Source organism: Fulvivirga lutimaris (assembly GCF_009711525.1).
GTDB classification, from domain to species: Bacteria; Bacteroidota; Bacteroidia; order Cytophagales; family Cyclobacteriaceae; genus Fulvivirga; species Fulvivirga lutimaris.
In genome coordinates, this window is record NZ_SMLV01000068.1 from 1 (window position 1) to 1,044 (window position 1,044).

Genomic DNA, 1,044 nt, shown 5'->3' on the forward strand with positions numbered 1-1,044 from the left:
AAATCCATATAAAGACCATCAATAGTAATGAAAATTTATTTCCCTTAATATTGGAAATATGTGCGAATAAATAGGCTCCACCAATGGCTACCAACTGTATTATCAATACAGTTAATATAAGCTTGGCGCTGTCAAGTTTAAGTTCTTTTGAACCAAATGTAGCCGCCAAATACATGACTGTCTGTACACCCATATTATAAAAAAAGAATGCTAATAGAAATAACTTAGTCATTCTTTCTCCCTTTACAGCTAACCACACTTTCTTAAGCTCCTTATAACCTTCAGTGAACACGTTATTTTTAGGCTTAAGATTATGAACATTATCAGGCAACCTTAGGAAGGTGATTTGAGAAAAAGCTAGCCACCAAACACCAACCATTAGAAACGCAAAACGTGTTGCAGTTCCTTTATCTTCAAACCAAAAAACATCAAACATTTCGATCATCACAAGGTTTACAATAAGCAAAATGACACTACCAATATATCCTAGAGAATAGCCCTTCGCACTAATCTTATCAAACCTGTCTTCCGTAGCTATTTCAGGTAAAAAAGCATCATAGAAAACTAAGCTTCCAGAATACCCAATACTTGCCAAGACTGAGCATAATATTGCCCATTCAATATTTTCTCCTGTAAAAAAATATAAACCAATACATGAGAATGAGCCTAGATAAACAAAGAGCTTCATTAAATATTTCTTTTTTCCACTGTAGTCAGCAATACCTGATAAAATAGGAAGAATTGCAGCCACAAAGAGAAAAGAGAAAGAAAGTGAATAAGAGTAGAGTACTGAATTAGATATCTCCATTCCAAAGAAGTCAACTCTATCACTTCCATCAGCTCCTGTAGTCACTGCATTATAGTAGATTGGAAATATGGCTGAAGTAATGACTAATGAATAAACCGAGTTTGCCCAATCGTACATACACCAGGCATTGATAACTTTAGAATTGTTCAGTTGCATTGATAAAATTTTACATAAAAAAAGGCTTCCGCAATATACGGAAGCCTTTCAATTTTTTTAATGTTTAAAAACTATTGTTC

The 1,044-nt window shown here is 33.7% G+C and carries 1 protein-coding gene; it reads right to left on the reverse strand.

Translation table 11 applies throughout. The features are described from left to right. On the reverse strand, positions 1-964 hold a 964-nt coding region (locus E1140_RS00210), incomplete at its 3' end, for an MFS transporter (protein ID WP_155177950.1). Positions 965-1,044: the final 80 nt, after the last annotated feature.